Here is a 13935-nt window from a genome sequence, read left to right as displayed (position 1 = left end):
GCGTTGAGCGACAGCGCCTTCGCGATTTCGACGAGCTGCTGCTCGCCGACGCGCAACCCGGCAACCCTGGTCTCGGGGGCGATGGTCACGCCGAGGCGTGCGAGCAGTCGCTTGGCCGCGCTGACCATGCGGTGCCGGTCGATCAGCACGCCGCCGATCAGCGGCTCGCGGCCGAGAAAGATGTTGTCGGCCACGCTCAATTCGGGAACGAGATTGAGCTCCTGGTGGATGATGGCAACGCCCGCCTCTTCGGCGTGGCGTACGCCGCTGAAGGATGCCGCGTGGCCCTCGACCAGGATGTTGCCCTCGTAGCGCGTATGCACGCCGGCGAGGATCTTCATCAAGGTGCTCTTGCCGGCACCGTTCTCGCCCATCAGCGCATGGACTTCGCCATGGCGCAGATCGAAGTCGACGTTGTGGAGCGCCTTCACGCCGGCAAAGGATTTGGAGATCTGCTCGGCGCAGAGCACGATCTCTCTGCCCGGCGCGCCGGCGCGGCTGCCAAGCACAGCCGCCGGAGAGGCGCGAGAAGCGCCGCGCGCATCCTCTGCTCCGAGCGCGTCGAAGCGTGTCCCCATTGGACTTTCCTCCCGACGTGCCCGGTCCTTGAGAGACATCGAGCCGCAGGTGATCGTTGCTTGTTGACTGACATGCTAGTTATATCAGCTCAGGCTCGTCAAGCGGTTTGGCTGCACGACTGGCGTCACGGCAGATGGTCCAAGGAACAGAGGATGCATTCGCTCGGCGGATTCAGCGGCGGCACGAGACCAGCGCGCGGGCGCGGGGCAGGAGGGTCGAAAGTCGATCAGGCCTATCTCGCCCTCAAGCGCGCGATCGTCTCCGGCGCGCTCGCGCCCGAAACGTCGATAGACAAGAACGAATGGTGCGCCCGCTTTGACGTCTCGAAGCTCTCGATCACGACGGCAATCAATCGGCTCGCCTTCGAGGGACTTGTGGTGGTCGAGCCGCAACGCGGTTCCTATGTGGCCAGGATCCACCTCGAAGATGTCCGGCAGTGGATGCTGATGCGGCGCGCGCTGGAAGTGGAGATCGTCGGCGTTTGCGCGGCCAGCATGTCCGACGCGGCGATCGAGGCGCTCGGGCAAAACCTGGCCTACCAAAAGGCTGCGATCGCGAGCGGAGACCTCGAAGGCTTCCATGCACTCGATACCCGGTTTCATCACCAGATGACCGAGGGCTTGAACCTCGCGCGCGTCGGTGAAGTGCTCGATCCGATCCGAACCCACCTGGAGCGCGTTCGCCGCACGCTGCTGCCTGAGCCCGGCCGCCCGGAAGGGACGTACCGCGAGCACGACGCGATCTACGGCGCGATCGCAGCGCGCGATCCGAGCAAGGCCCAGCACGAGATGGCCAGCCATCTCGACCGCGTCGCGCGCGAGCTGCATGCCTTCGTGGCCAAGAATCCGAGCTTCTTCGAAGCGTAGAACCACGTCGCAGCTTCGCTGGCCCGGTTGGCCACCAAGGCCCAGGGCGACAGGCCAGACTCACAGTTCACTTTTCTGCTTTGGGGCCGTTGCATTTTCCAGAAGTTGATGAACCAATTGCTGAGATCTTTCCGTAACCGCCGACCTCTATGGCCCCAGCCAAGCTCGCTTCCGCGCGATGAATCCGATAGGAGCGCGGTGCAGCATCGCAGGGCACAATTCGCGATGATCGTAACCCGCGGCCTTGATCACTTCCGCAAGTGCCGCCAGACCAGTTTGATCTCCGCGGGATTACCCTGCTTCTTGGCAAATAGGCGCTCGGGCTGAGGAGCGTAATGTTACGACTGCTACAAATCGATTGGAATGCTACCAAAAAGAGCGGACTTGTTGGCTATAATGGCCTCGACATGCAAACCTGCTGAACGGTTGAGAGCTGTCCAGGCATCCAGGACGAGCTTGGTCGGGGGTGCTACATGAGCGGAAAGGGATCGGCAGGGTCGTGGTCGGTGAGGCTGCTGCTTGCGGTGCTCGTCGTCGCATGCGGTACCCTTTTGGGCTGGGCACTCTTTGAGACCCGAGGGAAGGCTGCAGTCGAAGGGCCGCAGGAAGGGGCCATCAAGGTTCCAGTTCGAGTCTCAGCCAAGAACGGCGAGCCGGTGATCAGGCTCGACGCTGAGACGCAACAGCGAAGCGGCATCGAGACAGGTGTCCTGTCTTCGACCCCGCATCCGGAGCAACTGCGCGCCTACGGCATGGTTCTCGATGTTGCGCGCCTGACCGAACTCAGCAACAGCTACGCCAATGCGAGGGCGCAGGTGCAAACCGCACAGGCGAAACTTGCGATGTCGAAGCCGGCATATGATCGCGCGCAAAAGCTCTTCAACGACACTCATGTCGTCTCGCAGGCCCAGGTGCAGGCGGCCGAGGCGGCTTTCGGAACGGACCAGGCGAGCCTGGTTGCGGCGGAAGCGCAGGTACGCACGTTTGCCGCGACCGCGTACCAGGAGTGGGGTGCGATTCTCGGTAAATCGCTGATCGACGAGTCGCCCATGATCAAATCGCTGATCGAGCGACAGACCTTTCTGCTGCAGATCACCCTGCCGCCCGGTGTGGTGCTCTCAGCGCCGCCTGCCACGGCTTCGATAAAGGTCGGCGATAACAGGCAGCCGATCACCTTCGTGTCGCCAGCAACCCGCATCGACCCTCGGATTCAGGGCGTCAGCTTCTTCTACACTGTGGCCGCCGCAAGTGGCGTTCTGCCCGGGATGAACGTGCTCGCCTTCCTGCCTTCCGGAAAATCGCTTGAGGGGGTCGCAGTGCCGGCCTCCGCTGTCGTGTGGTGGCAAGGGAGAGCCTGGATCTATCGGCGCACCGGCGCGTCGAGTTTCACACGCATGGCCATCGCGACCGACCTGCCGGCAGCGGATGGTGGTTACATCGCGAACAATGTGGCGAAAGAGGCGGAGGTCGTCACGCAGGGAGCACAATTGCTGCTGTCCGAGGAGTTCCGGGCTCAGATCCAGGTCGGCGAGGACTAGGGGTGGGCGTCGTTTCACCTTCCGGCCCACAGGCTGCGATCCTCGCATGGGCGATCCGATTCCGCGGCATTGTCGCTGTGCTCGCCTGCCTTCTGGTTGCCTATGGAATCTATGCGCTCGGGCGCGCCAAATACGACGTGTTCCCCGAGTTTGCGCCGCCCCAGGTCAGCATCCAGACCGAAGCCGTCGGGCTGACGCCCGAGCAGGTCGAAGTCCTCGTCACCCGTCCCGTCGAGACCGCCATCAGCGGCGTGCCCGGCGTGCGAACCCTGCGCTCCACGTCGATCCAGGGGCTATCGGTCGTGACGGTCTTTTTCGATTCCTCGAGCGACATTTATCGCGATCGGCAGGTTGTCGCGGAGCGCTTGGCGGCCGCGGCGCAGCAGCTTCCCCAAGGGGTGCAGCCGCCGGTCATGACGCCGCTCACGTCTTCGACCAGCCGAATGCTGGTGGTTGGTTTGACGTCTCAGACCCACTCATTGATGGAGTTGCGCACCATCGCGGACTGGACGGTTCGCTTGCGCCTGCTCGCCGTTCCGGGGGTCGCCAGTGTCACGGTGTTCGGGGGCGACAAGCGCTCCATCCAGATCCAGGTCCATCCTGACGAATTGATCCGATACGGCCTGACGCTCAATGACGTGCTGGCCGCCGCGCGCCGGTCGACCGGCGTGCGCGGCTCCGGCTTCATCGACACGAGAAACCAGCGGATCGTCTTCCAAACCGAGGGACAGTCGCTCAAGCCGGACGCCATTGCGCGAACTGTGCTGCTGAGCCGCGGGGCCGCAAGCGTCACATTGGGGAACGTCGCCGATGTCGTTGACGCGCCCGAGCCGCCGATCGGAGGCGCCGCGGTTGAGGGGCAGCCGGGCGTCATTCTCAATCTGGCAGAACAATATGCCGCCGACACGCTCAAGGTCACGCAAGACGTGGAATCTGCTTTGGAAGAGTTGCGGCCCGGTCTGGCGGCGGACGGCATCACGATCCGTGCCGATCTCTTCAGGCCGGCCAATTTCATCAACGTGGCAACGGGCAACGTCCGGGATTCGCTACTCCTCGGCGGCATTCTGGTGGTCGTCGTCCTGTTCCTTTTTCTGTTCGATCTGCGAACAGCCGCGATTTCCTGTGCCGCGATCCCGCTTTCGCTGCTAGCCGCGACGCTGGTTCTGGAGCGGATGGACGTCTCGCTCAACACGATGACGCTTGGCGGCCTTGCCATCGCGATCGGCGTCGTCGTGGACGATGCGGTGATCGACGTCGAGAACATCGTGCGGCGCCTGCGTGAGAACAGGAGGCTACCTGAGCCACGGCCATTCGCCGAGGTGGTGCTTAACGCAACGCTCGAGGTGCGCGGAGCCGTCGTCTACGCGACCTTCGCCGTCATTTTGGTGGTTTTGCCGGTGATGACATTATCCGGCACGGTGGGGCGCCTGTTTGCGCCGCTGGGCCTCGCCTATGCCGTCGCCGTCATGGCTTCGCTGGTCGTCGCATTGACCGTAACGCCCGCGCTGTCGATGGCACTCCTGCCGGGACGGATTCCTGCCGGCGATCCACCCGTGATCCGCTGGATGCGCGCCGGCTACCAACGCCTGCTACGAAAGCTTGCAGAATGGCCTCGCACGCTGATCGCGGCTGCAGCCGTGCTGACGGTTGCGGGCTGCGTTGCGCTGCCGTTTTTGGGCCGCGGCCTCATTCCCGAGTTGAAGGAAGGGCACTTCGTCGTCCACATGGCTGCGGTGCCGGGCACGTCCATCGAGGAGTCGCTGCATGTCGGAGCACGTATCGCCGATGCGTTGCTGAAACTGCCTGAGGTGCGGTCGGTTGCGCAGCGGGCAGGGCGGGCGGAAGAGTCCGAGGACACCTGGGGACCGCACTACAGCGAGATTGAAATCGACTTGAAGCCGGGGTTGTCGGGCGACGACGCCGAAAAGGCTGAAGCGGAGATTCGTCGGACGCTTGCGGGCTTCGTCGGCGTAAGCGCCTCCGTCATGACGTTTCTGACCGAGCGGATTGAGGAAACGCTCTCGGGATATACGGCGGCCGTCGTGGTCAACGTCTTCGGCAACGATCTGGAACTGCTCGATCAGAAAGCGCAGGAAATTGCCCAGGTCCTCAATGAGGTTCCTGGCGCGACCGATGTTCAGGTGCAGTCTCCGCCTGGTCTGCCGCAACTCACCATCCGCCTGCGCAACCCCGACCTCGAGCGTTGGGGTTTCGATGCGGTCGAGGTGCTCGAATTGATCCGCACGGCCTATCAGGGCGATGTCGTGGGCCAGACCTACGAAGGCAATCAGGTCTTCAACGTCATGACGATCCTGGACGAAGCGAGCCGGGACAACATCAGCAAGGTCGGCGACCTGCCGTTGCGCAGTCCAAGTGGCGTTTACGTCACGCTTAGGCAGATCGCCGACATTTACCAGAGCTCCGGGCGCTACCAAGTTCTTCACGAAGGAGCGCGCCGCGTGCAGACGGTGACTGCCAACGTTGCGGGCGCCGATGTGGTTTCGCTTGTTCGCGCAGCAAAGGCCAAGATCGCGTCGAAGATACATCTCCCCGCCGGAGTTTACCTGCAGTTCGCCGGCGCAGCGGAGGCCCAAGCGCGGTCGCAGCGCGACCTCGGCGTCAATTCGCTGATCGCCGCCATCGGCATCATCCTGCTGCTGGCGGTGGTCACCCGGAATTGGCGCAATCTGATGCTGGTGCTGGCAAACATGCCGTTCGCTGTGGTGGGTGGCGTGTTGGCGGTATTAGCGACCGGCGGGGTCCTGACCCTGGGCGGCATGGTCGGGTTCATTACCTTGTTCGGCATCAGCCTTCGCAATTCGATTCTAATGATCGCGCATTACGAGCATCTTGTCGAAATTGAAGGCTGGTCATGGGGATTGGAGGCCGCCATCGCGGGCGCCGCCGATCGGCTCACGCCGATCCTCATGACCTCGATCGTGACAGGGCTCGGCATCTTGCCGCTCGCGATCGGGATGGACGAACCCGGACGTGAAATTCAGGGACCGATGGCGATCGTCATTCTAGGTGGCCTTGTAACGTCGATGGCGTTGAACCTCATCCTGCTCCCGACGCTGGCGCTGCGCTACGGGCGTTTCGATGCCAAATCCGCGGAGTTCACTCGCTCGGCTTCATCTCATCGGCCCAAGGCTGCGGAGTGAGGGACGCTGAAATAAGAATGCATGGTTGGAAGGCCGGGGCCGTCGCTCCGCCATATAGTTCGCATAAGGTATATTATGGAATATATTTGTCTTTAAAGAAATCAATGGCTTGCATCCGATTGCTCGATATCTGCGTGAAATTCCTCCCTGAAACCTCGCCCAGTCCGCATCCTCATCGTGCACCCCGGGCCGCCGCGTTGACGGTTCGCTTTCCCGCCGATATTGCCGTCCTCGGAGGCCGCATTAAGCGCGGCGACGAACGAGAACGCAGATGACCTGACGGGCTTCGATCCGTATAGGATTGTCCCGATGGGACTCATGCGTCTCACAACGACAAGAAGCATTTGGGAGAAATGGGAATGAGCCTGTCACGGCGCACGCTATTGAAGGCATCCGCAGCATCGGCGGTTCTGGGCGGCATTGCCGCACCGCATGTGGCACGCGCGCAAGCCGCCGAATTCACCTACAAATTTGCCAATAACCTCCCGGAATCGCATCCGTTTGTGGCCCGGGCCCGCGAGATGGCGGCGGCCATCAAGGCCGACACCAAGGGCCGGTTCGATATGCAGGTGTTCCCGAACAGCCAGCTCGGCTCGGATACGGACACCTTGAGCCAGCTCCGGTCCGGCGGCGTCGAGTTCTTCACGCTTTCGGGCTTGATCCTGGCCACGCTGGTGCCGGCGGCCTCGATCAACGGCATCGGGTTCGCATTCCCGGACTATCCCACGGTCTGGAAGGCCATGGACGGCGATCTCGGCGCCTATGTGCGCGGCCAGATCAACAAGGCCGGCCTCGAGGTCATGGACAAGATCTGGGACAACGGCTTCCGCCAGACCACGTCCTCGACCAAGCCGATCAACGGGCCGGACGATTATAAAGGCTTCAAGATCCGAGTGCCGGTGTCGCCGCTGTGGACCTCGATGTTCAAGGCCTTCGATGCATCGCCCGCCTCGATCAATTTCAGCGAGGTCTATTCGGCGCTGCAGACCAAGATCGTCGAGGGCCAGGAGAATCCGCTGGCGCTGATTTCGGCGGCGAAGCTGTACGAGGTGCAGAAGTACTGCTCGATGACCAACCACATGTGGGATGGCTTCTGGTTCCTGATGAACCGTCGCGCCTGGCAGGCCCTGCCGGAGGACATCCGCACCGTCGTCACCAAGCACGTCAACGCCGCCGCCGTGAAGGAGCGCGAGGATACCGAGAAGCTGAACGAGTCGGTGAAGGCTGAACTCGCCGGCAAGGGCCTGGTGTTCAACCAGCCCGACGTCGCGCCATTCCGCGACAAGCTGCGCTCCGCCGGCTTCTATGCCGAGTGGAAAGGCAAGTATGGCGAGGAAGCCTGGGCGCTGCTCGAAAAGGCGGTCGGCAAGCTCTCGTAACGCGTAGGGGGGCTCACCCGGCCATGGCTCACGTCGAAATCACCGAATTCTCTGTCTCTCAAACGGTCATTGAAACGACGGTCGGGCCCCCTCGCCACTCCCTGCTCCGGCGGGTCGAGTCCCTGCTCGGCCTGCTGGTCGAGATCCCGGCGGCGATCCTGGTCGTCGCCGAGGTCGTCATCCTGTTTGCGGGCGTGATCGCCCGCTACGTGCTGCACCAGCCGCTGATCTGGTCGGACGAGCTGGCCTCGATGCTGTTCCTGTGGCTGGCGATGCTGGGGGCCGCGGTGGCATTCCGGCGCGCCGAGCACATGCGGATGACCGCCGTGATCGGCAGCGCGCCGCCCGCGGTGCGGTTCTATCTCGACGCGGTCGCGACCTGCGCGGCGTTGGCGTTCCTGATCCTGATCGTTCAACCGTCCTACGAATACGCCTACGAAGAAAGCTTCATCACCACGCCGGCGCTGCAGATTTCCAACACCTGGCGCGCGGCCGCGTTGCCCATCGGCATCTGCCTGATGGCCGCATTCGCGCTGCTGCGGCTGGCGCGCGACGGCAATCCCAGGATCCTGCTGGCGGCGCTGCTGTCGGTCGCCGGCATCGTCGCGCTGCTTTGGCTGGCACAGCCGTTGCTGCGGCCGCTCGGCAATCTCAACTTGATCATCTTCTTCGTCGGTGTCGCCGGCTTCTGTGTGTTTGCCGGCGTGCCGATCGCGTTCGGCTTCGGGCTTGCCACCTTGGGCTATCTGGCGCTGACGACGCACACACCGCTGATGGTGCTGGTTGGCCGCATGGATGAAGGCATGAGCCATATCATCCTGCTGTCGGTGCCGCTGTTCGTGTTTCTCGGGCTCCTGATCGAGATGACCGGCATGGCGCGCGCCATGGTGGCGTTCCTGGCGAGCCTGCTCGGCCACGTCCGCGGCGGGCTGCATTACGTGCTGGTCGGCGCCATGTATCTGGTCTCCGGCATCTCCGGCTCCAAGGCGGCCGACATGGCCGCGGTGGCGCCGGTGCTGTTTCCGGAGATGAAGCAGCGCGGCGCCAAGCCCGGCGACCTCGTCGCGTTGCTTGCTGCTACCGGCGCCCAGACCGAGACCATTCCGCCGAGCCTGGTGCTGATCACGATCGGCTCGGTCACAGGCGTCTCGATCTCGGCGCTGTTCACCGGCGGCCTTTTGCCTGGCGTGGTGCTCGCCATCACGCTGTGCGTGCTGGTGTGGTGGCGTTATCGCGGCGAGGATCTGAGCCATGTGAAGAGGGCGCGCGGCGGCGAGATCGTGAAGGCGTTCGTTGTCGCCCTGCCCGCCATCGCCCTGCCCTTTGTGATCCGCTACGCCGTGGTCGAGGGCATCGCGACCGCCACCGAAGTCTCGACCATCGGCATCGTCTACGGCTTCATCATCGGGCTTTTGATCTATCGCCAGTTCAATTGGCGGCGGCTGCCGTCGATGCTGGTGGAGACGGCGGCACTGTCAGGCGCGATCCTGCTGATCATCGGCGCGGCCACGGGGATGGCCTGGGGCCTGACGCAATCAGGCTTTTCGCGTTCGCTGGCGGCTGCCATGACCGGGCTGCCCGGCGGCAGCGCGTCCTTCATTGCCGTGTCGATCGTAGCCTTCGTCATTCTCGGCAGCGTGCTGGAAGGAATTCCCGCAATCGTGCTGTTCGGGCCGCTGCTGTTTCCGATCGCCAAGGCGGTCGGCGTGCACGAGGTGCACTATGCTATGGTCATCATCCTGGCGATGGGCGTCGGACTGTTCTCGCCGCCGTTTGGCGTTGGCTATTACGCCGCCTGTGCCATCGGCCGGGTCGATCCGGCGGAAGGCATGCGGCCGATCTGGGGGTATCTGGTGGCGCTGCTGATCGGCCTCGCCATCGTGGCGATTTTCCCCTGGATTTCGATCGGCTTCCTGTAGAATCCTCACGTAAGCACAGGAGGCTAAAATGGGCTCACAACAGAACCAGTATGACATTGGCCTGGACAAGACTCCGGCCAATTATGTCCCGCTGACGCCGTTGAGCTTTCTCGCCCGCAGCGCCGCCGTGTATCCCGACCATGTCAGCACGGTCTATGAGGGCCGCAGCTTCACCTGGAGCGAGACCTACGCGCGCTGCCGACGCTTTGCGTCCTATCTCGCCGGCCGCGGCATTGGGGAAGGCGATACGGTCGCGGCAATGCTGCCGAATGTGCCTGTTATGAACGAGCTGCATTTCGCAGTGCCGATGGCCGGTGCCGTACTGAACGCGCTCAACATCCGGCTTGACGCGCCCTCGATCGCATTCCAACTCGACCATGGCGGTGCCAAGGTCATCGTGGTCGATCCGGAATTTGCCAAGGTGATCGCCGAGGCGCTGACGCTGATGACCGGCCCGCGGCCGTTCCTGATCGACGCGGCCGATGCGTCCTATCAGGGCGGCAGCCGGATCGGCGAGATCGAATATGAGGACGCGCTCTCGCAAGGCGATCTTGACTTCACGCCGCGGCGGCCGGCAGACGAATGGAATGCGATCGCGCTGAGCTACACGTCGGGCACCACAGGCAATCCGAAGGGCGTCGTCACCCACCACCGCGGTGCGTATCTCAACGCTGTCAGCAACATCCTCGCCGGCAATCTCGGCCAGCATCCGGTCTATCTCTGGACCCTGCCGATGTTTCACTGCAACGGCTGGTGCTTTCCATGGACGATGGCCGCGGCGGCCGGCGTCAATGTCTGCCTGCGCAAGGTCGAGCCCAGCAGGATCTTTGCGTTGATCAAAGAGCACCGCGTCACTCACATGTGCGGCGCGCCGATCGTCTACAACACGCTGATCAACGCGCCCGATGCGCCGAAAGCGGGCGCCAAATCTGTCATCGGTCTGATCGCCGGCGCCGCGCCGCCGGTCGCGGTGCTCGAGGGCGCCGAGCGGATCGGCATCAAGCTCACCCACGTCTACGGTCTGACCGAAGTCTACGGCCCCGCCTCCGTCTGTGCCGAGCAGCCGGGATGGGATGAGTTGCCAGCGGCCGAGCGCGCGCAGTTCAAGCGCCGGCAGGGGGTGCCCTACCCGCTCGAGGAAGCCGTCACCGTGATCGATCCCGAGACGATGCGCGAGGTGCCGCGCGACGGCCAGACCATCGGCGAGGTCATGTTCCGCGGCAACATCGTCATGAAGGGCTATTTGAAGAACGAGAAGGCGACGCAGGAGGCCTTTGCCGGCGGCTGGTTTCACACCGGCGATCTCGGCGTGCTCGACGCGCACGGCTACGTCACCATCAAGGACCGCTCCAAGGACATCATCATCTCCGGCGGCGAGAACATCTCCTCGGTCGAGGTCGAGGACATCCTCTACAAGCACCCGGCGGTGCTGTTCGCCGCCGTGGTCGCCAAGCCCGACCCGAAATGGGGCGAGGTGCCCTGCGCGTTCATCGAGTTGAAGGACGGCGCAGAGGCCACCGAGGCCGAGATCATCGCCTATTGCCGCGGCCACATGTCCGGCTTCAAGACGCCGAAGGCCGTGCTGTTTGGCCCGATCCCGAAGACGTCCACCGGCAAGATCCAGAAATTCCTGCTGCGCAACCAGGTGCAGTCGGCGAAGGCTATTTCAGCGTAGTTCAACGCTGCTATCTCAATGTCATTGCGAGGAGCGTTAGCGACGAAGCAATCCAGACTGTCGCCGGCGAGGTACTCTGGATTGCTTCGCTGCGCTCGCAATGACGACGTTGAGAGCCGCGGCTAATCTTCCCTGCTCTTCGGCGGATAGAATTGCGGCGCCTCAGTGCGAGCATACATGCCGTAGTCCCTGGTGACCTCGACGATCCGGACATAGTCGGTGGAGGGCTCGTCGAACAGGCGCGGCGCGAAGGCGGTGCCTGGTTGTTCGTCTGGCAGTTCGACCAGATGGGCATACTGCCCCTCGCGGTAGACGCTGGCGAAGGCCTCGCTTGGCCAGTCGCACGCCACCGGGAGCTTGGCGCTGTTCGATTCCGTCACCAGCACATAGGTCGGCGGCCGCCGCTTCGGGTCATTGTAGAGCGTACGCGTTTCAGCCTGCCATACTCCCTGTCCACGCTTGGCCTGGTACACGACCTGCGCCACGCGGATGCGATAGTCCGAGAACACCCTGTCGCGACCGAGCGTCTGCACCTCGTGATGATGGGCCTGGACGCGCCAGGCCGTCATGGAGCCCTCGTCCTGCCAGATCTGGTAGGACAGGATCAGATTGTCGCGCTTGAGGCTCTTGAAGCGGTCGATGAACAGGCAGCCGCCCATCGCCTCGAGCTCGGGCTTCAGCGACGCCGCGAGATTGAGATATTGGTCGATACGGCCGGGCTTGATCTCGACTTCGAAGAACAGGGACAGCATGTCATGGCTCCGTTCGTAAGTGTCGTCATTGCGAGCAGCGTCAGCGACGATGCAATCCAGCCTTACTTTGCCACGCTGGATTGCTTCGCTTCGCTCGCAATGACGTGACACTGAAGCGTAGGGTGGGCAAAGCGAAGCGTGCCCACCGATGCAGCGCGAAATTTGAATGGTGGGCACGGCGCTACGCGCCTTTGCCCACCCTACTCACTGAATACTATCCGATCTCCAGCCGCATGCCATCATAGGCCGGAATGACGTTGGCCGGCAGACTCCGGCGCAGCACCTCGTAGTCGAGGTCGGAATGCATGTTGGTGATGACAGCCCGCTTCGGCCTGAAGCGTTCGATCCAGGCCAAGGCGTCGTTGACCGAGAAATGGCTGGGATGTCCGGTGTAGCGAAGCCCGTCGACGATCCAGAGATCGAGGTCTTCCAGCGCGCCCCAGCTCTCTTCGGGGACGTCGTTGAGGTCCGGCGTGTAGGCGGCCTTGCCGATGCGATAGCCGAGCGCGGGGATGTTGCCGTGCTGAACCAGGAATGCCGTGAGCTTGAGCTCGCCGCCCTTGCCTTCGACCGCCTGGCTTCCGCCCGCCTCGATCGCATGCTGCGTCAGGATCGGCGGATAGTCGCTCCCCGTCGGCGAGACGAAGCAATAGGAGAAGCGGTGCATGATGTCCTTGGCGGTCGACTGGCTCAGGTAGACCGGAATACGCCGGCGCTGATGCAGCACCACGGAGCGCAGATCGTCGATGCCATGGGTCTGGTCGGCATGTTCGTGCGTGAGGAAGACCGCATCGATGTGATCGACATTGGCGTCGATGAGCTGCTCGCGCAGGTCGGGCGCAGTGTCGATCACGACCCGCGTCGTGCCGTGCGCCGAGGTCCGCTCCGCCATCAGCGAGCAGCGGCGGCGACGATTCCTGGGATTGTTGGGATCGCAGGCGCCCCACCCCAGCGCCGGACGCGGCACGCCGGCCGAGGAGCCGCAGCCAAGGATCGTGAGCGTCAGCGTCATGCGGTCTCCGTCGGGCGTGGCACCTTGGCGAACAGCTTGAAGAACGTCTCCGTGGTCTGCCACGCGAGCTCCTCCAGCGAGACGCCGCGCGTCTCTGCCAACACCTTGGCGGTCTCGACGACGTAAGCCGGCTCGTTGCGCTTGCCGCGGAACTTGCCCGGCGCGAGATACGGTGCGTCGGTCTCGACCATGATGCGGTCGGCCGGCAGTTCGGCCGCGAGATCGCGCAAGGCTTGCGACTTCTTGAAGGTCAGGATGCCCGTGAACGAGATATGCAGTCCAAGGTCGATCGCTTTCATCGCAAGCTCCCGTCCGCCGGTGTAGCAATGCAGCACGGCGCGAAAAGGTCCTTTCGCGATCTCCTCCTCCAGGATCTCGCCACAGCGCGCATCGGCCTCGCGGGTGTGGATCACCAGCGGCAGACCCGTCGCGCGCGCCGCCGCGATGTGGGCGCGGAAGCCGCGCTCCTGCGCGTCCGGCGAGCCATTGTCGTAGAAATTGTCGAGCCCGGCCTCGCCCAACGCGACGACCTTCGGATGCGTTGTCAGCGCGATCAGCTCGTCGGCGGAGATGCCGTCCTCCTCGTCCGCGTGGTGCGGGTGGGTGCCGACCGAGCAGTAGACATTCTCATAGCGCTCGGCGATGGCGAGCAGTTCGCCGAGGCGCCGGACCCGGGTCGAGATCGTCACCAGGCGGCCGACGCCCGACGCGGCGGCACGCGCGACGATGCCATCCAGATCCTCAGCGAAGTCCGGAAAGTCCAGATGGCAATGGCTGTCGACCAGCATCACGACGCAGTCGGCTCGATGTAGCGCGGGAATACCGCCTGCGGTGTCGGCAGTCTCGTATCAGGCGCGATCCTCACTGCGCCGCCGAGCCGATCGAAGCTGCGCTCGTCCGCCGGAACGCCGAGGCTGTCGAGCAGCTTTGCCGACGCCGTCGGCATCACCGCCTGGGTCAGGATCGCGACCTGCCGGATCACCTCGGCGGTGACGTAGAGCACCGTGCGCTGGCGCGACGGATCGGTCTTGGCCAGCGCCCACGGCGCTTCGCC

10 protein-coding genes and 1 pseudogene are annotated in these 13935 nt (G+C 63.7%); 6 read left to right on the top strand and 5 right to left on the bottom strand.

Features of this window, described 5'->3' with window-relative positions; all coding sequences use genetic code 11:
• Nucleotides 1-578: ATP-binding cassette domain-containing protein (locus tag WA702_RS23995; protein WP_425113042.1), on the bottom strand; the 578-nt coding region annotated here is incomplete at its 3' end.
• Nucleotides 579-731: 153 nt separating this feature from the next.
• Here WA702_RS23995 and WA702_RS23990 point away from each other — a divergent pair.
• The 6 genes from WA702_RS23990 (at nt 732) to WA702_RS23965 (ending at nt 11117) form a co-directional block, all read left to right on the top strand.
• Nucleotides 732-1445, top strand: a complete 714-nt coding sequence (locus tag WA702_RS23990; protein WP_425113041.1) for a GntR family transcriptional regulator — start codon at nt 732-734, stop codon at nt 1443-1445.
• Nucleotides 1446-1951: 506 nt separating this feature from the next.
• Nucleotides 1952-2983 (top strand): efflux RND transporter periplasmic adaptor subunit, encoded by a 1032-nt coding sequence (locus tag WA702_RS23985; protein WP_425113040.1) that lies wholly within the window; start codon nt 1952-1954, stop codon nt 2981-2983.
• Between the two features lie 2 nt (nt 2984-2985).
• A complete protein-coding gene (locus WA702_RS23980) occupies nt 2986-6144 on the top strand; it encodes an efflux RND transporter permease subunit (RefSeq protein ID WP_425113039.1) in 3159 nt (1052 codons plus the stop codon).
• Between the two features lie 359 nt (nt 6145-6503).
• Nucleotides 6504-7523 (top strand): TRAP transporter substrate-binding protein, encoded by a 1020-nt coding sequence (locus WA702_RS23975; protein ID WP_425113038.1) that lies wholly within the window; start codon nt 6504-6506, stop codon nt 7521-7523.
• A gap of 23 nt (nt 7524-7546) precedes the next feature.
• Nucleotides 7547-9442, top strand: a complete 1896-nt coding sequence (locus tag WA702_RS23970) for a TRAP transporter large permease subunit (protein WP_425113037.1) — start codon at nt 7547-7549, stop codon at nt 9440-9442.
• Between the two features lie 28 nt (nt 9443-9470).
• The gene (locus WA702_RS23965) at nt 9471-11117 is read left to right on the top strand and encodes an acyl-CoA synthetase (RefSeq protein WP_425113036.1); all 1647 of its coding nucleotides are present in this window, start codon (nt 9471-9473) and stop codon (nt 11115-11117) included.
• A gap of 122 nt (nt 11118-11239) precedes the next feature.
• Here WA702_RS23965 and WA702_RS23960 read toward each other — a convergent pair whose 3' ends face one another.
• The 4 genes and pseudogenes from WA702_RS23960 to WA702_RS23945 all read right to left on the bottom strand — a co-directional run.
• The gene (locus WA702_RS23960; protein ID WP_425113035.1) at nt 11240-11869 is read right to left on the bottom strand and encodes an antibiotic biosynthesis monooxygenase family protein; all 630 of its coding nucleotides are present in this window, start codon (nt 11867-11869) and stop codon (nt 11240-11242) included.
• Between the two features lie 214 nt (nt 11870-12083).
• The gene (locus WA702_RS23955; RefSeq protein WP_425113034.1) at nt 12084-12881 is read right to left on the bottom strand and encodes an MBL fold metallo-hydrolase; all 798 of its coding nucleotides are present in this window, start codon (nt 12879-12881) and stop codon (nt 12084-12086) included.
• Nucleotides 12878-13669 carry a TatD family hydrolase gene (locus tag WA702_RS23950; RefSeq protein WP_425113043.1) on the bottom strand — a complete coding sequence of 264 codons (792 nt, stop codon included), beginning with the start codon at nt 13667-13669 and terminating at the stop codon, nt 12878-12880. The genes WA702_RS23955 and WA702_RS23950 overlap by 4 nt, the downstream gene beginning before the upstream one ends.
• A pseudogene (locus WA702_RS23945) lies at nt 13669-13935 on the bottom strand (methionine--tRNA ligase); the annotation flags it as partial. The gene WA702_RS23950 and the pseudogene WA702_RS23945, both read right to left, overlap by 1 nt.

Source organism: Bradyrhizobium sp. (assembly GCF_049798375.1).
Taxonomy (GTDB): Bacteria; Pseudomonadota; Alphaproteobacteria; order Rhizobiales; family Xanthobacteraceae; genus Bradyrhizobium.
The sequence above is the reverse complement of the archived record's forward strand: the minus strand, read 5'-3'. Positions and strand labels throughout refer to the sequence as shown.